20 protein-coding genes are annotated in these 19260 nt (G+C 48.8%); 14 read left to right on the top strand and 6 right to left on the bottom strand.

Annotation, left to right across the window (positions count from 1 at the left end; all coding sequences use genetic code 11):
- Positions 1–15: 15 nt before the first annotated feature.
- Positions 16–861 (top strand): DUF817 domain-containing protein, encoded by an 846-nt coding sequence (locus tag ACTHS8_RS03275; RefSeq protein ID WP_070734801.1) that lies wholly within the window; start codon positions 16–18, stop codon positions 859–861.
- A gap of 58 nt (positions 862–919) precedes the next feature.
- On the opposite strand, the gene ACTHS8_RS03280 is transcribed toward ACTHS8_RS03275, so the two are convergent.
- Together ACTHS8_RS03280 and ACTHS8_RS03285 are read right to left on the bottom strand one after the other, a co-directional pair.
- On the bottom strand, positions 920–2461 hold the full coding sequence (locus ACTHS8_RS03280; RefSeq protein ID WP_188209531.1) for an L-lactate MFS transporter: 1542 nt from the start codon (positions 2459–2461) through the stop codon (positions 920–922).
- A gap of 224 nt (positions 2462–2685) precedes the next feature.
- Positions 2686–3267 carry a superoxide dismutase gene (locus ACTHS8_RS03285; RefSeq protein ID WP_003683473.1) on the bottom strand — a complete coding sequence of 194 codons (582 nt, stop codon included), beginning with the start codon at positions 3265–3267 and terminating at the stop codon, positions 2686–2688.
- A gap of 152 nt (positions 3268–3419) precedes the next feature.
- On the opposite strand from ACTHS8_RS03285, the gene dnaB reads away from it, so the two are divergent.
- From dnaB to ACTHS8_RS03315, 6 genes are all read left to right on the top strand, one after another.
- On the top strand, positions 3420–4826 hold the full coding sequence (gene dnaB / locus ACTHS8_RS03290; RefSeq protein WP_440372962.1) for a replicative DNA helicase: 1407 nt from the start codon (positions 3420–3422) through the stop codon (positions 4824–4826).
- A 156-nt stretch (positions 4827–4982) separates the two neighbouring features.
- Positions 4983–5648 carry a GspH/FimT family pseudopilin gene (locus ACTHS8_RS03295; RefSeq protein WP_440372963.1) on the top strand — a complete coding sequence of 222 codons (666 nt, stop codon included), beginning with the start codon at positions 4983–4985 and terminating at the stop codon, positions 5646–5648.
- 15 nt (positions 5649–5663) lie between these two features.
- The gene (gene pilV, locus ACTHS8_RS03300; protein WP_440372964.1) at positions 5664–6311 is read left to right on the top strand and encodes a type IV pilus modification protein PilV; all 648 of its coding nucleotides are present in this window, start codon (positions 5664–5666) and stop codon (positions 6309–6311) included.
- Positions 6312–6313: 2 nt separating this feature from the next.
- Complete coding sequence (locus tag ACTHS8_RS03305) at positions 6314–7249, top strand: PilW family protein (protein ID WP_440372965.1); 936 nt, start codon at positions 6314–6316, stop codon at positions 7247–7249.
- Complete coding sequence (locus ACTHS8_RS03310; protein ID WP_250589841.1) at positions 7228–7773, top strand: pilus assembly PilX family protein; 546 nt, start codon at positions 7228–7230, stop codon at positions 7771–7773. Before ACTHS8_RS03305 ends, ACTHS8_RS03310 begins: the two co-directional genes overlap by 22 nt.
- 4 nt (positions 7774–7777) lie before the next feature.
- Positions 7778–8266, top strand: coding sequence for a PilX family type IV pilin (locus tag ACTHS8_RS03315; RefSeq protein ID WP_311457967.1), 489 nt, complete (start codon positions 7778–7780; stop codon positions 8264–8266).
- 52 nt (positions 8267–8318) lie between these two features.
- On the opposite strand, the gene ACTHS8_RS03320 is transcribed toward ACTHS8_RS03315, so the two are convergent.
- The gene (locus ACTHS8_RS03320; protein WP_440372966.1) at positions 8319–8939 is read right to left on the bottom strand and encodes a Smr/MutS family protein; all 621 of its coding nucleotides are present in this window, start codon (positions 8937–8939) and stop codon (positions 8319–8321) included.
- Positions 8940–9076: 137 nt separating this feature from the next.
- On the opposite strand from ACTHS8_RS03320, the gene ACTHS8_RS03325 reads away from it, so the two are divergent.
- From ACTHS8_RS03325 to mutL, 6 genes are all read left to right on the top strand, one after another.
- Positions 9077–9454: a hypothetical protein gene (locus tag ACTHS8_RS03325; RefSeq protein ID WP_250579626.1), complete on the top strand. Its 378-nt coding sequence runs from the start codon at positions 9077–9079 to the stop codon at positions 9452–9454.
- Positions 9455–9589: 135 nt separating this feature from the next.
- Complete coding sequence (trpE, locus tag ACTHS8_RS03330; protein WP_440372967.1) at positions 9590–11065, top strand: anthranilate synthase component I; 1476 nt, start codon at positions 9590–9592, stop codon at positions 11063–11065.
- Between the two features lie 43 nt (positions 11066–11108).
- Positions 11109–11678 carry an RNA 2'-phosphotransferase gene (locus ACTHS8_RS03335; protein WP_440372968.1) on the top strand — a complete coding sequence of 190 codons (570 nt, stop codon included), beginning with the start codon at positions 11109–11111 and terminating at the stop codon, positions 11676–11678.
- 83 nt (positions 11679–11761) lie between these two features.
- Positions 11762–12898 (top strand): 5-(carboxyamino)imidazole ribonucleotide synthase, encoded by a 1137-nt coding sequence (locus ACTHS8_RS03340; RefSeq protein WP_440372969.1) that lies wholly within the window; start codon positions 11762–11764, stop codon positions 12896–12898.
- 71 nt (positions 12899–12969) lie between these two features.
- Positions 12970–13452 carry a GNAT family N-acetyltransferase gene (locus ACTHS8_RS03345; protein WP_003747064.1) on the top strand — a complete coding sequence of 161 codons (483 nt, stop codon included), beginning with the start codon at positions 12970–12972 and terminating at the stop codon, positions 13450–13452.
- Between the two features lie 36 nt (positions 13453–13488).
- Entirely contained in the window at positions 13489–15465 is a 1977-nt protein-coding gene (gene mutL, locus ACTHS8_RS03350) for a DNA mismatch repair endonuclease MutL (protein WP_440372970.1), read from the top strand.
- 57 nt (positions 15466–15522) lie between these two features.
- Here mutL and kdsA read toward each other — a convergent pair whose 3' ends face one another.
- From kdsA to ACTHS8_RS03365, 3 genes are all read right to left on the bottom strand, one after another.
- Positions 15523–16365, bottom strand: a complete 843-nt coding sequence (kdsA, locus tag ACTHS8_RS03355; RefSeq protein ID WP_440372971.1) for a 3-deoxy-8-phosphooctulonate synthase — start codon at positions 16363–16365, stop codon at positions 15523–15525.
- A 74-nt stretch (positions 16366–16439) separates the two neighbouring features.
- The gene (gene panD, locus ACTHS8_RS03360) at positions 16440–16823 is read right to left on the bottom strand and encodes an aspartate 1-decarboxylase (RefSeq protein WP_003678944.1); all 384 of its coding nucleotides are present in this window, start codon (positions 16821–16823) and stop codon (positions 16440–16442) included.
- Between the two features lie 78 nt (positions 16824–16901).
- Positions 16902–18443: a YdgA family protein gene (locus ACTHS8_RS03365; RefSeq protein WP_440372972.1), complete on the bottom strand. Its 1542-nt coding sequence runs from the start codon at positions 18441–18443 to the stop codon at positions 16902–16904.
- A gap of 175 nt (positions 18444–18618) precedes the next feature.
- Between ACTHS8_RS03365 and ACTHS8_RS03370 the strand changes: the two genes are divergently transcribed.
- Positions 18619–19209: an aminodeoxychorismate/anthranilate synthase component II gene (locus ACTHS8_RS03370; protein WP_440372973.1), complete on the top strand. Its 591-nt coding sequence runs from the start codon at positions 18619–18621 to the stop codon at positions 19207–19209.
- Positions 19210–19260: the final 51 nt, after the last annotated feature.

Below are 19260 nucleotides of genomic sequence, written 5' to 3' on the forward strand. Positions count from 1 at the left end.
AGGCCGTCTGAAAATATGTTGGGCAAACTGGATACTTGGCTGACTGAGCATCCCAAACGCAAGGATTTGCATGGTTGGCGACGCTTTATCGTTGAATTTTGGTTTTTCGGTTTGAAAGAAGCGCGAGCCTGCTTATTTGCAGGCTTGTTTTTCATTGCCATGTTTCTTATTCCGAAAACAGGCTGGTTGGGAATTTCACGCTACGACCTGCTGCTGATTTTTGCCGTCTCCGTACAAGCAGCCATGCTGTATTTCAAGCTGGAAACTTGGGATGAAGTGAAATCGATTACGCTGTTTCACTTGGTGGGCTTTGCTTTAGAGTGGTTCAAGACATCAGGCGATATCCAATCTTGGAGCTATCCGGATGAGGCTTATACCAAAATTGGCGGCGTACCGCTGTTTGCGGGCTTTATGTATGCTGCGGTCGGCAGCTATATCATTCAAGCATGGAGGCTGTTTGACCTTAAAATCAAAAGCCATCCGCCATATTGGCTGGGCACTTTGTGCGCACTGGCGATTTATATCAATTTCTTCACCCATCACTATATCGGCGACTATCGCTGGTATCTCGCTGCTTTTGCTCTCGGCCTATACGCCCGGACAACGGTCTTGTACACGCCCTATGACACCACTCGCAAAATGCCGCTCCTGCTCGCTTTCGTCCTGATCGGATTTTTTATTTGGCTGGCGGAAAATTTGGGAACCCTATTCGGCGTTTGGCGCTATCCCAACCAAATCGGCGCGTGGGCATCGGTACACATCAGCAAATGGAGTTCATGGGCATTACTGGTGATGATGACTTTTACCATCGTTGCGAATTTAAAACACATCAAACATACCATCAGCGTATCAAAAGATTAATTGTTTAACATTTGAAAAGGCCGTCTGAAACTTTCAGACGGCCTCTAATTTTCAACAGTCAATTAAACAAACTTAATGCTTTAACAAACACCATAATGACACCATAGCCCAAAGGAATGCAGACCAAAGCCCAGCGCCACCATACGCCGATACCGCCTGCTGATACTTTCTTGCTGATCAGATAGGCATCAGATACAGCGGTTTCATCATCGGGGTTGCCGCTATGTGCCGCGACCTTAATGTCTTTTTCGTGATGCTTTTCGTGAACCGAACGGACACTCAAATTACACAACAAACCGACAATCAACAAACCTGCCATAATGTACATGGTGATGCTATAAGCCTCGGCAGCCGGAACACCGCTTTCAATTTGGCTTTGGCGGATATAGTTGACCAACACCGGGCCAATAACGGCCGCAGTTGACCACGCCAGCAAAATCCTGCCGTGGATTGCACCGACTTGATAAGTGCCAAACAAATCCTTCAAATACGCCGGAATCGCTGCGAAACCGCCGCCATACATGGAAATAATGACGCAGAACCCAATAACAAACAAAGCCTTGTTACCGCTCTCGCCAATCGACGGAATGGCGAAATACAACAGCGAACCGAGCACAAAGAAAATAGTATAAGTATTTTTACGCCCGATTTTGTCGGACACGCTGGACCACAAAAAGCGGCCGCCCATATTAAACAGGCTCAACAGACTCACAAAACCCGCCGCCGCACCCGCGCCAATGGCAGCCTGTTTACCGACAGAAGTTTCAGAAAACAGCTCCTGAATCATGACAGAAGCCTGACCCAAAACGCCGATACCGGCCGTTACATTCAAGCATAACACCCAAAACAAGAGCCAAAATTGTGGCGTCTTCATGGCTTCGGAAACATTGACGTGATTACTGCTGACCAATTTATTTTTGATTTTCGGCGCAACATAACCTTTAGGTTTCCAGCCATCGGCAGGTATGCGGATGGTAAATGCACCAAACATCATCAATACCAAATAAAAAACGCCCAAAACAACAAACGTCTGTACTACGCCAACCGAAGTTTCACTGGAGAAAAAACTCATCAGCGACACAGATAAAGGCGAGGCCAACATCGCGCCGCCGCCAAAACCCATAATCGCCAAACCTGTCGCCATACCCGGTTTATCGGGAAACCATTTCATCAGTGTCGATACAGGCCCGATATAACCCAAGCCCAAACCAACTCCGCCGATCACACCGTTGCCCAAATAAAGCAAAAACAGATTGTGCGTATGAACGCCGATCGCCGACACAAAAAAGCCCAAGCTAAAGCAGCAGGCAGCAACAAACATTGCTTTACGCGGCCCAACACGTTCCATCCAAGTACCGAACATAGCCGCTGACGCGCCCAACATCGCCAAGGCAATGCTAAAAATCCAACCAACCGTGGTCAACTTCCAATCTCCTGCAGCCGACTCAGTGATACCGATAAGCTTGGTCAGCGGCGCATTGAACACGGAATAAGCGTATATCTGCCCGATGGCAAGATGCACGGCCAAAGCGGCGGGCGGTACCAGCCAACGATTAAAGCCAGGTTTGGCAATGGTCGCCTCACGGTCTAGAAATTTCATAAAATCCTCTTGTCTATATGTGTCAAACGCTGATTCCATATCATGCGGAATCAAAAAATTGTTGACAATATTTTAGCATAATCTCCCGTTTATCCTTTTTTTCTGCTCCATGATAATTTTGCGCATCAGACAGAAAAAACATTCATCTAAACCATTTCATCACGCCCATATCGACAAAAAGGCCGTCTGAAAATTTTTCAGACGGCCTTTTCATTCATATCGTTTTATGCGGCGAAGCGTTTGGCAACTTCATCCCAGTTAACGATTTCCCAGAAACCTTTCAGGTAGTTAGGACGACTGTTGCGGTAGTCGATGTAGTAGGCGTGTTCCCATACGTCGCAAGTCAACAGCGGAGTGTTTTCAGTAGTCAGCGGAGTACCTGCATTGGAAGTAGAAACCAGATCCAATTCACCGGCAGGTGTTTTCACCAACCATGCCCAACCGGAGCCGAAAGTACCGGCCGCGCAAGCATTGAACGCTTCTTGGAATTTCTCGAAACTGCCCCATTTGGCGTCGATGGCCGCAGCCAATTCGCCAGCAGGTTTGCCTTGACCTTTAGGGGTAAAGCCCAGCCAGTAGAAAGTGTGGTTCCAAGTTTGGGCAGCGTTGTTGAACATACCGCCGGAAGATTTTTTCACGATTTCTTCCAAAGGCATTTCTTCAAACTCAGTACCTTTGATTTGATTGTTCAAATTGGTGATGTAAGTTTGATGGTGTTTGCCGTAGTGAAACTCCAAAGTTTCTTTGGTCAGATGAGGGGACAACGCATCCAGTTCATAAGGCAATTGTGGCAGCTTGTGTTCCATTTTTATGCTCCTAATTATTGATATTTATATTTTGGTAGTGTGTTGTCAAATCGACAACATTGCTATTTTACCTGCTTTAGCCTAAACAAACCAATTGAACTTACACTGCGCTATAATAGTGGATTACAATTTTCCAGCCAGAGATGCCCCTCATGAGCAATTATTCCGATATGCCGTCTGAAGACCGTGAAATCAGCGCATTGTCACTGCCGCCACATTCCACAGAAGCGGAGCAATCCGTCTTAGGCGGCCTGATGCTGGAAAATTCTGCTTGGGACCGTATTGCCGATGTCGTTTCCGGCGAGGATTTCTACCGCCACGAACACCGCCTGATTTTTCGTGCGATTGCCAACCTGATTAATGAAAGCCGTCCTGCCGACGTCATTACCGTTCAAGAAAGTTTGGAACGCAATGAAGAATTGGAAGCGGCAGGCGGATTCAACTATCTGATTACGCTGGCGCAAAACACGCCGTCTGCTGCCAATATCCGCCGCTACGCCGAAATCGTGCGCGAACGTTCCATCATGCGCCAGCTTGCCGAAGTCGGCACGGAAATTGCACGCAATGCATACAATCCGCAAGGGCGCGATGCAGGCCAGCTTTTGGACGAGGCGGAAAACAAAGTATTCCAAATCGCCGAAAGTACCGCCAAATCCAAACAAGGCTTCCTTGAGATGCCCGACCTTTTGAAAGAAGTAGTCGAGCGCATCGATATGCTTTATTCACGCGACAATCCTGATGAAGTAACCGGCATATCGACAGGTTTTATCGACCTCGACAAAAAAACATCAGGCCTCCAACCGGGTGATTTGATCATCGTCGCAGGCCGTCCTTCCATGGGTAAAACTGCCTTTTCTATCAATATTGCGGAACACGTTGCCGTAGAAAAAAAATTACCTGTCGCCGTATTTTCGATGGAGATGGGCGGTGCGCAGCTGGTCATGCGTATGCTGGGTTCAGTCGGACGTTTGGATCAAAGCGTTTTAAAAACCGGCAGATTGCAAGACGAACATTGGGGCCGTCTGAACGAAGCGGTCGTTAAACTCTCCGATGCACCCATGTATATCGATGAAACTCCGGGTTTGACTGCGCTCGAACTCCGCGCTCGCGCCCGTCGTCTTGCACGCCAGTTCAACGGTAAATTGGGCTTGATCGTCATCGACTATCTGCAATTAATGTCTGGCTCCGGCCGTTCTGACAACCGTGCTTCCGAGCTTGGTGAAATTTCGCGCTCCCTCAAAGCATTGGCTAAAGAATTGCAAGTTCCCGTCATTGCCCTGTCGCAGTTGAGCCGTACGGTTGAACAACGTACCGACAAACGGCCGATGATGTCCGACTTGCGTGAATCCGGCGCAATCGAACAAGATGCCGACTTGATTATGTTCATGTATCGCGACGAATACTACAACTCAGATTCACCCGCAAAAGGCTTGGCAGAATGTATTATCGGCAAACACCGTAACGGCCCTGTCGGGAAGGTATTCCTCACTTGGATGGGCCAATTTACCAAATTTGATAATGCTGCCTATGTTCCAGAATCTATGTTGATGGAAGATTGAGACAGATTGTCCGAAAAACTAACCGAATTTCATATTTCATTAGTCACGCATTACAAAATCGTTTAAAATAAATCTAATAAAAGCAAAAGCATTGCCACGAGCAAATGCAAAAGAGAAAACGTCAGTTACCCAACACATTACTACCAAAAATCACTCATGTATCAGACACAAAAAGGCTTCACCCTAATTGAGTTGCTGATCGTCATTACTATTGCAGCAGTAATGGCCGTCATCGCACTTCCTAATATGAATCAATGGATTGCCTCCAGACGTGCGGCATCGCAAGCAGAGCAAATTGCCAATCTGCTGCGCTTCGCGCGTAATGAGGCCGTCCGTCTCAATCTTCCCGTTTACATCTGCCCGGTCAAAATCAAATCCGATGGCTCGCCCAATAATGGTTGCGATTCCAAATATGCCGGTAATGGTATGTTGGCCTACGCCGATAAAAACGAAGACTTACGCTATCAAAACGATACCGTCGATTTATCCATCCGCTCCATTATTCTTAATGGGGATACCGACAAAGTAGAATACCGCTTCAACTATATCCCTATCGGCAACGACCGTTCTGCTCTTTCTGCTTCAGCTTCAAAAGAAGTCTGGTGGAGATTCCTGCCCAATGGTACATTTGGCCATTCAACTAATGGCAAGGATTATCAATTTTCAGACGGCCACATCAAAATCAGCCTGACAGATAAATCTGCCACCGATGCTGAAACCAAGAAAGCCCGTGCTACCGTACTTTTAATTAATGGCAATGGGCATGTCGAAATCTGTGCTAAAAATGATGAGCGCAAAATGTGCGAATACACTTCCAAATAATAACAACGGTATCTTATGAACATTACTAATCCTACTCATCTCAGATCATTTAAAGGCCGTCTGAAAACGAGCTCAACAAGCTTTACCTCAAAACTTCAATCAGGTATGACCCTGATTGAAGTTTTGATTGCCATGTTTGTCCTTGCAATCGGCGTACTCGCCCTGCTGGCTGTTCAATTGCGTACCGTATCCAACGTACGTGAGTCTGAAAATCAAACCACAGTCGCCCAAATTACGCAAAATCTGATTGAAGGCATGCTCATTAATCCGACGCTTTCTGAAGAAACCGATACTGCAGGGGAAAAAACCTCTCGTTATAAAAAATCCTATGATGCCTACCTAAAATCCGACTCTAAACAAACTGCAAAATTTGAAGCCAAAATGACCAAAGCCCAACTTGCACAGGCTCAAATTGCACAGTTTAAAGCTGATTTAGCCAAAGCCCTTCCCGAAGCCCAAGTCTTCTCGACCATCTGCAAAGATTCTTCCGGTGCAGAGCCGACTTACGAAAATGGGTTTAACGCAAAATGCGATGGCAAAGGCGATACAACCATCGTGAAAGTTTTATGGTTACAAGATGTTGAAGAAGAAAATAGCGCAAAAAATCTCAACACATCGGGGCATCACGTTGTCTATACCTACCAATCACGCGTAAGAGACTAACAATGAACAATAAACGCTTACTCAACCATATTCCCAATAAAACCGCGATGCGAGGTTTCAGTATTCTTGAATTTCTGGTTGCCAGCCTGCTCAGCATGATCGTCTTAATGGCTGTTAGCTCCACCTACTTTACTGCACGCGGATTAAACAAATCTGCCAACACCCGTATCAGTATCCAACAAGATTTGCGCAATGCCGCCAATATGATTGTCCGTGATGCGCGTATGGCAGGCAATTTCGGCTGCTTCAATATGTCGAATTCTCCTGCCTCTGCAGTGATAGAAGACAAAAGCTCGGATGAATATGCCTTGAAAACAGCCGGTGTTAATAAGCTGTTACCAGTTAAAGAAATCAATAAATTAAGCTATACCGGCTTTGTTCAAACTGGCAAAGCCTTGCTGTTCCAATACGGTATCGACAAAGCAGACTCAGGTGCAAAAACTGCCATTGCCAGCAGCTGCTTCGGTATTGCCAAACCTCACACAGAAATTAAAGATTTGGCTGCGGCAAAATTGGCTTTAAAAATTACCGACTCTGATCAAGACGGCAGTATTGCCATTATGAAACATGAAATGATTGCCTACGCTGTCGGTGAACTTGGCGAAGAGAGCGGTTTATTCCGTTTCCAATTATCAAATGATGGCTCATGGAGTAATCCGCAGCTGTTGATTAAAGGCATTACAACCATGGATATCCACTATATCTATGCAGAATGTCCTGATTCTGAAAATACATCTGCCAGCGGATTGAATACAGAATCATTTGATTACAAAAACGCATTGGATATCTCAGCTGAGGCCAAGTCTCCGGCTTCTATCCAAATCGTACTGAATAACGGCAGTATTGACCCATCAAAAGAACAAGACAATAAAGTCGATATCTATAATATTAATGCCACCATCCGCGGAGGAAACGTATGCGCCGACCGATCACTCTAATCAAACCTGAGCGGCAGCAGGGCTATGCTTTGTTTATCGTCTTAATGATGATGGTCGTCATCGCCCTACTCGTGGTCACAGCCACCCAATCCTACAATACCGAACAGCGCATCAGCACCAATGATGCCGACCGTAAACTGGCAACCACCCTAGCCGAAGCGGCACTGCGTGAAGGTGAAAATCAAATTTTTGATATTGAAGGTAAAAAGACTACTTTTACCGCAAAATGTGAAAAAGGTTTATGTTCCACACCAAACGTCAAATCCAATGGCGATTTTACTGAAGAAGGCAACCCAACCGTAGATGCTTGGAAGCGCAAATGCGACAAAAGCCTGTGTATTGACGCCAATGGTACGGAATATCCTTTAGATAAAAAAAGTGGCATCGTAAATAATCCACGCTACATCATCGAATATTTGGGTAAAACAACAGAGGGTCGAATTACCTACCGAGTTACCGCCAAGGCATGGGGTAAGAATGCCAATACCCAAGTCGTCCTTCAGTCTTACGTTGCCAGCGAATAATATAATGAATACCACCTCTACCAAACAACTAGGCTTTACGCTGGTTGAGATGATGATTGCCATCGCCATCTTAGCCATCCTGAGCGTCATTGCCATTCCGTCTTACAACCGCTACATTGAACGCGGCTACCAATCACAAGCGCATGCCGAGTTAGTCGCCATCAATTCTGCTTTTAAAACCCAGATGGTTAAAAATCCAAAGTGGAAAACTGATGAGATTAAAACTCAGTTGGATGACTTTATTTCCTCATATAAAGGTCATAAAGATTTGGCAGACAAATATGAATACTCTGCCGAAATGACTGATACCAGTACAAGCCGAGCCTATCGTTTGAAAGCCATACCCACCAAAACAGGCTATACCCTTTCTGTTTGGATGGATAGTTTGGGCAATGCTTACAAATGCACTGATATTAATTCTGCTAAAGATTCCAAAACTACAATGACCAATGGCAAAGGTTGCGAATCAGTTTCCAAAAAGAAATCTTCTTAGTCTGACAACCATAAAAAAGCAGTGTCATTTTATCGACACTGCTTTTTTTATTTTACTGTTTCCAATCATCGTCTCGGCGTTGGCGTTTTAACAAAATCCTGACTGCGCCATCATTGCCTTGTCGAGGCTCAACATAAGCCAGCACATCAGGATGCTGCATCAACCAGCGGCGCGTCATATTTTTTAAAACCGGTTTATAGCCTGCGGAACCCAAGCCGCTGCCATGAACAATCTCGCCGCAAACGCCGCGTTTTTTCGTAAACTCAATAAACTCGTTCAATACCTGCTGCGCTTCTTCCTGCGTATAGCCGTGCAAATCTACATCAGCCACAACAGGATAATGGCCGTTTCGCAAACGCATCAAATCATTTTTACCCTGCCCATTTTTACTGAACGAAGCCGGCGGTTCTTCCCAGCCGCCGCTGCCCACATAAAAATAATCTTCCTGCTCCAAAGTCGCCATTTCTTTAGGCCGCGGCTTGATCGGAGATTTATCACGGGGCTGTTCATAATAGTTGCCGGCATTTTTTAACGGCGTAACCTTACCAACTGCCTTGCTGAAATCCACATCCTCTACCTGCTTTTTAGCCTTCGCTTCGGCTTCCCGCTCCGCGGCTTCCTGTTTCGCCTGTTTGCCCAAAGCCTTCAGCATTTCTTGAAAGTTTGCCGTCATGATTTGTCCTTTCTAAAAAATTGATTGCACTCATTATAGCAAACCCGACTACAAGGCCGTCTGAAAAGACTCTTATCATTGCTTCTTATTTAGGGTATAGTATTAACGCATTGCCAGTCTTACAAAAGAGAGAAAATATGTTTAAACGCCCGGAAGAAATCATCGTCTTGATACTTGCCCTATTATGGGTCGCACTCAGCTACTATTTTGCCGCCATCCTGATTTCAGATGCCTACACCATTCTCCTGATTACCGTACTGACTTTCGTTTGGGCGGCCATCTGTTTCCTTTTATGGCAACGCAACTTAAGCCGTCATATTTGGCCACTGTTCCTCGGCAGCCTGGTTGCCTGCTGGTGGCCGTACTTCACTTGGCTTGCAAGCGATGTTCCCGAAGGCACATGGTATTCAGGCTGGACATTCAAATCCATTATCGCCCTGATTCCCGTTGTTGCCGCTTATGTCTTCAAGTGGAAACAAAGCCGGAAAAACAAAATCTCCAACACCATTGCCTGATACCTCGCGCCGTCTTTTTCAGACGGCGTTTTCCATATCTGACATAACGCTCAGACTGTCAACAATCCCAATAAAATGCTATACTCTTCACACGATTTAACACCCTAAAACAGGCCGTCTGAAAGACTTATCAAGATGATCAGCAAACAAGAATACCAAGCCCAAGCCGCACAAGGTTACAACCGCATTCCACTCGTTCAAGAGCTGCTTGCCGACTTGGACACACCGCTCTCAATCTACCTCAAACTTGCCAACAAGCCTTTCACCTACCTGCTCGAATCCGTTGTCGGTGGCGAACGCTTCGGCCGCTATTCCTTTATCGGCCTGCCTTGCAGCCACTATCTCAAAACCAGCGGCAAACATGTCGATGTATATCAAAACGGCGAAATCGTCGAACAACACGACGGCAATCCCCTGCCCTTTATCGAAGCCTTCCACAACCGCTTCAAAACGCCAGAAATCCCAAGCCTGCCGCGCTTTACCGGCGGCCTGGTCGGCTATTTCGGTTATGAAACCATCTACAATTTCGAACATTTTGCCCACCGCCTGAAACATACGGCCAAAGCCGATCCCCTCGGTACGCCCGACATCCTCCTGATGCTCTCGCAAGAGCTTGCAGTAGTGGATAATCTAAGCGGCAAAATCTACCTGATTGTTTATGCCGATCCCTCTCAAGCCAACGGCTACGAACACGCGCGCGAACGTCTTGAAGACATCCGTACCCAGCTACGCCAAAGTTGCGCCATCCCGCTTTCCCTCGGCAGCAAGCAGACGCAAGCAGTCAGCGAATTTGGAGAAGAACCTTTCAAAGCCTGCGTCAACAAAATCAAAGACTACATCTCTGCAGGCGACTGCATGCAGGTTGTTCCCAGCCAACGCATGAGCATGGAATTTACCGACAATCCGCTTGCCCTCTACCGCGCCCTGCGTACGCTGAACCCATCGCCGTATATGTTCTACTACGATTTCGGCGATTTCCATATTGTCGGCTCTTCGCCCGAAATCCTCGTCCGCCGCGAACGCGACGATGTCATCGTCCGCCCTATCGCCGGCACACGTCTGCGCGGTAAAACACCAGCCGAAGACCTTGCCAACGAGCAAGACCTGCTGAGCGATGCCAAAGAGATTGCCGAACACGTCATGTTGATTGACTTAGGACGTAACGACGTCGGCCGCATCAGTAAAACCGGCGAAGTCAAAGTCACCGACAAAATGGTGATTGAAAAATACTCCCATGTGATGCACATCGTCTCCAACGTCGAAGGCCGTCTGAAAGACGGCATGACCAACATGGACATCCTCGCCGCCACCTTCCCGGCAGGCACACTTTCCGGCGCTCCAAAAGTCCGCGCCATGGAAATCATCGAAGAAGTCGAACCGAGCAAACGCGGCATCTACGGCGGCGCAGTCGGCGTATGGAGTTTCAACAACGACATGGACTTGGCCATTGCCATCCGCACTGCCGTGATTAAAAACAATACCCTCTTCGTCCAAAGCGGCGCAGGCGTAGTTGCCGACTCCGACCCAACCTCCGAATGGCAGGAAACGCAGAACAAAGCCCGCGCAGTAATACGCGCAGCGCAAATGGTGCAGGAAGGGTTGGATAAATAATTTTCAGACGGCCTGCGCTCTGAAATGACTGAACAACAAGATTATGATATTAAACGAAAAACAACTAAAATCCATCAGCAAATTCCTCAGCTTTATCTTACGCCATCATCCCGAGCAAATTGGTATTACTTTGGATAAAGACGGCTGGGTGGATATTGATACCCTGCTGACGCAGGTAAATCATCCTGAGCGCGGCTTTACGGGCAATCCGCTGACCTACGAAGTATTGTTGGAAGTGGTCGAAAACAACGATAAAAAACGGTTTACCCTTTCTGAAGACGGCAAACGCATCCGTGCTGCGCAAGGTCATTCGACGGCACAAGTTCAGGTCGAACACAAAGTGGCAACGCCTCCTCAAATTTTGTATCACGGTACGGCTGAGCGGTCTGTTCCATCTATATTGGAACAAGGACTGCATTCTGCCTCGCGCCATTTTGTCCATCTGTCTGCCGATGCCGCAACAGCCGTCAACGTCGGCTCTCGACACGGCAAGCCGGTTGTATTGACCATCGACACTGTCGCCATGCTTGCGGCAGGACATCAATTTTATTTGGCGGACAACGGCGTATGGTTAACTGAAAACGTTCCGCCGCAATTTATCGGCAAACTTTAAAACATCAGGCCGTCTGAAGCTGTAAAACCATTTTCAGACGGCCTCCAAACACCCTACCTAATTTCTTCATAAAGCGATTATCCATGAACACATCCCCCATCCTCCCTCCTGCTATGCTCGGCATTCTTGGCGGCGGACAATTAGGCAGAATGTTTACTGTTGCTGCCAAAACCATGGGCTACAAAGTAACCGTACTCGATCCCGACCCGAACGCGCCGGCGGCGGAATTTGCCGACCGCCATTTGTGCGCGCCGTTTGACGATGAAGCAGCTTTGGAAGAATTGGCAAAATGCGCGGCTGTTACGACCGAGTTTGAAAACGTCAATGCCGATGCGATGCGTTTTCTCGCCAAACACACCAACGTTTCCCCCAGCGGCGACTGCGTTGCCATCGCGCAAAACCGTATTCAGGAAAAGGCATGGATACGCAAAGCAGGTCTGCAAACCGCGCCGTATCAAGCAGTTTGCAAAGCCGAAGACATTACTGAAGAAAGCGTACAATTTCTGCCCGGCATCCTGAAAACCGCCACTTTGGGCTACGACGGCAAAGGCCAAATCCGCGTAAAAACATTGGATGAACTCAAAGCTGCGTTTGCCGAACACGGCGGCGTGGATTGCGTTTTGGAAAAAATGGTGGACTTGCGTGGCGAAATTTCCGTTATCGTATGCCGTCTGAACAATGACAACGTGCAAACTTTCGACCCTGCCGAAAATATTCACGAAAGCGGCATCTTGGCTTACTCCATCGTCCCTGCGCGACTGAGTGCCGACATTCAGCAACAGGCGCGGCAAATGGCGCAGCGATTGGCCGATGAATTGAACTACGTCGGCGTATTGGCAGTAGAAATGTTTGTTGTCGGCGACACGCATGAATTGGTCGTCAACGAAATCGCGCCGCGTCCGCACAACTCCGGCCACCATACCATCGACGCCTGCGCGGCAGACCAATTCCAGCAACAGGTCCGCCTGATGTGCAACCTGCCTCCGGCTGACACTAAATTGCTGAGCTCTTGCTGTATGGCAAATATTTTGGGCAACGTTTGGAAGGAAGACGGTAGCGAACCCGAATGGCTGCCGCTGCAAAGCAACCCGAATGCACATCTGCATCTTTACGGTAAAAAAGCCGCGCGCAAAGGCCGAAAAATGGGCCACTTTACCGTCTTGGCCAATGATGCGGACAATGCGTTCCAAACCGCACAAACCTTACATCAAAGCCTGTAACCTTACCCACTTTTTCAGACGGCCTTTGATTGCCAAAGGCCGTCTGAAATCAATTTTTCCGACCATCCGCCATGAGCCTTCTGACCATCCTCCGTCCGGCAACTGAAAAAGACTGCCAAGCCATACACAACGCCCATCTGCATGCCGTTCAATACGCCTGCATCCGCAGTTACGACGAAACCATTATGCACGCATGGGAAAGTCTGCTCGACATCAACAGCTATTTGGAAACTATCTCCGACAAAAACAAAGCCTTGTGGGTGGTCGAATACAAAGGGCTGATTCAAGGCTTCTTCCAAGTCGATTTCAAAGAAGCGCAACTGGACGCCTTATACGTCCACCCGCTCTTCCACAATCTCGGCTTGGGCACGGCCCTGCTCAGCCGCGCCGAAGAAATGGCACGAAATGCAGGCCTCAGCTTTCTCAAACTGTATGCCTCTCTCAATTCCGTACCTTTTTATCGCCTCAATCGTTACGAGTCGCTCGGTACTGCCGTGTTGCAGCTGAACAAAACCGTCCGCGTCGAATGCGAATTGATGCGCAAATACCTGTAAATTCCCCTTCCGCCGTTGCTTTTTTGAAAGAAACCGATGTCCCGAATTGCCGCCCTGCCCGACCATCTTGTCAACCAAATCGCCGCCGGCGAAGTGGTCGAACGCCCTGCCAACGCCTTAAAAGAAATTGTTGAAAACAGTATCGATGCAGGCGCAACGGCGATTGATGTCGAACTGGCCGGCGGCGGCATCCGCCTGATTCGCGTCAGCGACAACGGCAGCGGTATCCATCCGGACGACATCGAGCTTGCACTCCACCGCCACGCCACCAGCAAAATCAAAACATTAAACGATTTGGAACACGTTGCCAGCATGGGCTTTCGAGGTGAAGGCTTGGCAAGCATCGCCTCCGTCAGCCGCCTGACCCTGACCAGCCGTCAAGAAGACAGTTCGCACGCGACCCAAGTCAAAGCCGAAGACGGCAAACTCAGTACTCCTACGGCAGCCGCCCACCCCGTCGGCACCACCATTGAAGCCGCCGAACTCTTCTTCAACACCCCCGCGCGACGCAAGTTCCTCAAATCCGAAAACACCGAATACGCTCACTGCGCCACCATGCTCGAACGCCTCGCGCTGGCGCATCCGCACATTGCCTTCTCACTCAAACGCGACGGCAAACAAGTGTTCAAGCTTCCTGCACAAAGCCTGCATGAACGTATTGCCGCCATTGTCGGCGATGATTTTCAGACGGCCTCATTGGAAATTGACAGCGGCAATGGCGCATTGCGGCTCTATGGTGCAATTGCCAAGCCGACTTTTGCCAAAGGCAAAACTGACAAACAATACTGCTTCGTCAACCATCGCTTCGTGCGCGACAAAGTCATGCTCCATGCCGTCAAACAGGCATACCGCGACGTATTGCACAACGCGCTAACGCCTGCTTTCGTCCTCTTTCTTGACCTGCCGCCCGAAGCCGTGGATGTCAACGTCCACCCGACCAAAACCGAAATCCGCTTCCGCGACAGCCAGCAGGTGCATCAACTTGTGTTCCACACGCTCAACAAAGCCCTTGCCGACACGCGCGCCGACTTGACCGAAAGCGTCAGCAACGCAGGCGAAGTGCTGCATGACATTACCGGCGTTATTCCTGCACCAAGGCAGTCTGAAAACGACAGCGAAAATCTATTTGATAGCACATCAAACTACCCGACAGGCAACAAACCCGATACACGCAATGCCTTTGGTTCATCAGGCAAAACCACGCCTATGCCTTACCAAGCCGCGCGTGTGCCGCAACAACGCAGCCTGTCCCTGCGCGAAAGCCGCGCGGCCATGAATACTTACGCCGAGCTTTACAAAAAAACCGACGACATCGACCTTGAATTGAGCCAATTCGAGCAGGCACGTTTCGGCAATATGCCGTCTGAAATGCCTACCCAAAAAACAGATACGCCACTTTCAGACGGACTTCCCTCCCAATCCGAACTGCCGCCGCTCGGCTTTGCCATTGCCCAATTATTAGGCATCTACATCCTTGCCCAAGCCGAAGACAGCCTGTTGCTCATCGATATGCACGCTGCCGCCGAACGCGTCAACTACGAGAAAATGAAACGCCAACGTCAGGAAAACGGCAACCTGCAAAGCCAGCACCTGCTTATTCCCGTAACCTTTGCCGCGTCCCACGAAGAATGCGCCGCCCTTGCCGATCATGCCGAAACGCTGGCAGGCTTTGGCCTGGAACTGTCCGATATGGGTGGCAATACCCTTGCCGTCCGCGCAGTTCCCGCCATGCTCGGTAAAGCCGACGTCGTTTCGCTGGCCAAAGACGTATTGGGCGAACTCGCCCAAGTCGGCAGCAGCCAAACCATCAAAGAGCACGAAAACCACATCCTCGCCACCATGTCCTGCCACGGCTCCGTCCGCGCCGGCCGCCAGCTTACCCTGCCGGAAATGAATGCGCTCCTGCGCGATATGGAAAACACACCGCGCAGCAACCAGTGCAACCACGGCCGTCCGACTTGGGTCAAACTGACTTTAAAAGAATTGGATGCGTTGTTTTTACGCGGACAGTAATGCCAATAAAAAGGCCGTCTGAAAATGCTTTCAGACGGCCTTTTAACTTATTTGCCCTTAATGAATATCCATAGGCGCAAACGATTTCACGGTTTCATCAATTGCTTTAACACGGGTCAGGAAGTCTTCCAATTGCGCAAGCGGCAATGCGCTTGGGCCATCGCATTTGGCTTGATCGGGATTGGCATGGGACTCAAGGAACAAACCGGCCAATCGGGTTGCCATGCCGGCAAGCGCCAAGTCCAATACTTGGGCGCGACGGCCGCCAGATGCGGCAGCACCGGATTCGCGCGTTTGCAGGGAATGGGTTACGTCAAAAATAACGGGCAGGTTGTTACACGTTTTTTTCATCACCCCAAAGCCGAGCATATCGACCACCAAATTGTCGTAGCCGAAGTTTGCGCCGCGTTCGCACAAAATAATTTGTTCGTTGCCTGCTTCTTGGAATTTCTCAACAATATTCTTCATTTGAGACGGGCTGAGGAATTGCGGCTTTTTGATGTTGATGACATTGCCGGTTTTCGCCATTGCCACCACCAAATCGGTTTGGCGCGCCAAGAAGGCAGGCAGCTGGATGACATCACAGACTTCTGCAACCGGTTGGCATTGGTAAGGCTCGTGAACGTCGGTAATCACGGGAACGTTAAACTCGCGTTTCACCGCTTGAAAAATCTTCATGCCTTCGTCCAAACCCACACCGCGGAAAGAGTGGATGGAAGAGCGGTTTGCCTTGTCGAAAGAGGCTTTGAAAACGTAAGGGATGCCGAGTTTATCGGTGACTTTAACGTATTGCTCACAGGCTTTCAGCGTAGAGTCGAGGTCTTCAAGGACATTGATGCCGCCGAAAAGGGTAAAGGGCGCATCGTTGCTGACGGTGATGTTGTTGATTTGGATATTCACGGCAAAGCCTTTCAGATAAATTGAATTTGGGAAACAGGCCGTCTGAAACGTTTCAGACGGCCTTTGTTTGAATATTACAACACGGTGTGCGGCGGCTCATAAGAAATCACGTCGCGGATTTTATTGTTCTCATCGACGAGGACGACTTTCGGCTCATGCGCTGCAATTTCAGGCTCGGACAACATAACGTAAGACATGATAATCACGATGTCGCCTTTTTGAACCAAACGTGCGGCCGCGCCATTGAGGCAAACGACACCGCTTCCGCGTTCGCCGGGGATGGTGTAGGTTTCAAGGCGTTCGCCGTTGTTATTGTTGACGATGGCGACTTTTTCGTTAACGCAAATACCTGCCGCATCCAGCAGGTCTTGGTCAACGGTAATGCTGCCGACGTAGTTGAGGTCGGCTTCGGTAACGGTGGCACGGTGGATTTTGCCGCCGAGCATGGTACGAAACATGGGTTTCCTTTTTGATTGTGGGTTGATTTGCGGTTTTAACTTCCGGGAAGTTAAAACCGCTGTTTGTGTGATTGAAGATTAGTTATTGGGAAAATCTGCTTCGTCAAACTCGGGTTCCGGATCGCTTTGAAGGACTTTTCCGTTTAATTTCAACTCGCTGTTTTGCAAAGTCAGATGGGTTTTGACATTATCGTCTTCTAAGGTCAGATATTTCTCACTTGCCATGCTTTTGATGGTGCTGTCTACCATCAGGCGCAAGGTCTCGTTGATATCGTCGATGCTGGCGCGGCCTGCGGCTTCATCTTCGGTATTGACGCTAAACAGGCTGCTTGCTTGGTTGACGGCGAGCTGCTCCAACAATTTTTGCGGTACGCTCATGTTGAAGTCGGCTTCGGTTTTCTTCAGCATATCGCCCAAATTGTTGAGGTCTTTGGCTGCCAAACCTTTAAACGCGAGTTTGCCACTGACATCTACATCACCATGAGGCATGGTGAATTTAAAGGTTTTGACGTTTAAAACCGGATTATTGGTAAACAGGCCTGAAGCCTCGTTTTTGGCCGTCTGAATCAAGGAAGCCTGAATTTCTTCTTCGCTCATTTTTTTCACGGATACTTCGGCAATTTTGTTTTTCAATGCCAGAAGTGATGCGGCATCCAAATGCTCGGCAGCGACATTGATATCCAGAGGGCCGTATTTGTCGTCGCCATAGGTCAGGCTCTCAAATTGGAAGCGGCCTTCGCTGTTGATGAATTTATCGACTTCTCCGGTCTGCGTATCGAAACGCAGTTTGCTGACTTCGATTTTAGACGGAGCAATCGTGCCGGTCGGATTGATGAAAGCACCGATTTGCAGGTTGGTCACAAGGTTGACCAGTTCGTTCAACTTAACGTTGTAATCGATGTTTTCTTTCCATTGCAGCAGGAATTTATCCAGCGTAATGCTGCTCTTGCCCAAGGAAAGCTTGGTCAGGCCGTCTTCCGTTTCAGATTGAAAGCGCAGGTTTTCCAAAGATACATCGCCTTTGTCGGCCAATTTGACTTGTAAAGACGGCGCAAGGTAATCGTGGCGATAGCTTTTGAAGCCTTGGCTGTAATCGGTATTGCCGCTAAAACCTTTCCAGTTGAGCTTGATACCGGAAAGCTCTTCATAGTCGAAGGCGGGGATATTGAGGCTGAGTTTGCCATCTCCGGAAAGATAAACCGTATTGGTCATGGTCAACGGCGTTTGCTGGCCGAAGAAGCGATCCAAAACTTTTTTGGTTTCCGGATGGTATTGGAACTCGGTTTCCACGTGTGCACGCGTACCGAAACCGCCGGCAAACGGGCCGTGTGTCACGTGGTTGATGACCGTAATCGGCTCTTGCAGGACGGTTTTCAAATTGTCCGGCAGGTATTTTTGGGTATTTTGAAGCAGGGTCGGTTTGAGGCGGATGACGGTCGTCTCGGTTGAACTGAACCAGCCGCGATCGTATTGGTGGGACTCAACGGTCAGGAAACCGGATTCCTGCAACAGCTTTTGTTGCTCGGTCAGGCTTTCTTCCGCTTTGACACCAAGATAATAAGGCGTGCCGAGCGCAGCGGCGACAACGACGGCGGCAGTCGGGATAAGATACTTTTTCATCACTTCAAACAGATTAGGTTCAAAGCGTAAAGCATAGCATTTTTTAGCTGTTTTGTCTTATCCGCCGTTTCAGACGGCCTTTAGGTAAAGATTGTGATATTATGCAAACATAAACGATTTTTACACTTTTGGCAGGCCTTACCCTGTCTGCCAAAATGTCATTAAAGGTTTGCAAATGCTTTTATTCATTGATAATTACGACAGCTTCACCTACAACATCGTCCAATACTTTGCCGAGTTGGGGCAGGAAGTTTTGGTTCGCTGCAACGATGAAATCACCATCGAAGAAATCGAAGCCCTGAAACCTCAATATCTGGTCATCGGCCCCGGCCCTTGTTCCCCTAAAGAAGCAGGCATTTCTGTTGCAGCCATGCAGCACTTTGCCGGCAGGCTGCCCGTCATGGGCGTGTGCCTCGGCCATCAAACCATGGGTGAAGCGTTCGGAGGCAATGTCGTGCGCGCGCAAACGATGATGCACGGCAAAGTCTCCCCCGTTTTCCATCACGGCACAGGCATGTTTAAAGACCTGCCCAATCCGGTCAACTGCACGCGCTACCACAGCCTGGCCATCAACCGCGCCACCCTGCCCGACTGCCTCGAAATTACCGCATGGACGGAAGACGGCGAAATCATGGGCGTACGCCATAAGGAATATGCCGTCGAAGGCGTACAGTTCCACCCCGAAGCCCTGCTGACCGAACACGGCCACGATATGCTGAAAAACTTCTTGGAAGAATTCAAAGACTATCGTCCGCAAAAATCTTAATGAAAGGCCGTCTGAAATATGTTTGACAGTGTTCAAACCGCATTTTCAGAC

The organism is Neisseria sp. P0016.S008, from assembly GCF_051957775.1.
In the GTDB taxonomy this organism is placed as follows: Bacteria; Pseudomonadota; Gammaproteobacteria; order Burkholderiales; family Neisseriaceae; genus Neisseria; species Neisseria flavescens_B.